The sequence below is a fragment of the Aliirhizobium wenxiniae genome (assembly GCF_019511445.1).
Classification (GTDB): Bacteria; Pseudomonadota; Alphaproteobacteria; order Rhizobiales; family Rhizobiaceae; genus Neorhizobium; species Neorhizobium wenxiniae_A.
This window is the reverse complement of the sequence record NZ_JAEUAN010000117.1, coordinates 1-264: the sequence shown is the minus strand read 5'-3', so window position 1 is coordinate 264 and position 264 is coordinate 1. Positions and strand designations below refer to the sequence as shown.

The window sequence follows — 264 nt, the reverse complement described above, 5'->3', positions numbered from 1 at the left end:
TTGAGACGGAGTACCATTGGCGCTGGGGCGTTTCACGGCCGTGTTCGGAATGGGAACGGGTGCGGCCGCCCCGCCATGACCACCAGGTCATCTAAGGGCAATGTGAAGAGAAGCTGGCAGGCGTAAGCCTGTTTTATTTTGAACACGTCGTTGCATCACCGTCAGGCTTTTCCTGACAGATGAGCATTGATCAATGAGAGCGATTAAGCCAATCGGGCTATTAGTAAGGCTAAGCTTCATGCATTGCTGCACGTCCACACGCCT

1 rRNA gene is annotated in these 264 nt (G+C 53.8%); it reads right to left on the bottom strand.

The annotated features are described in order from the left end of the window. A 5S ribosomal RNA gene (rrf, locus tag JNB91_RS30540) occupies positions 1 to 87 on the bottom strand; the annotation flags it as partial. Between the last annotated feature and the right edge of the window lie 177 nt (positions 88 to 264).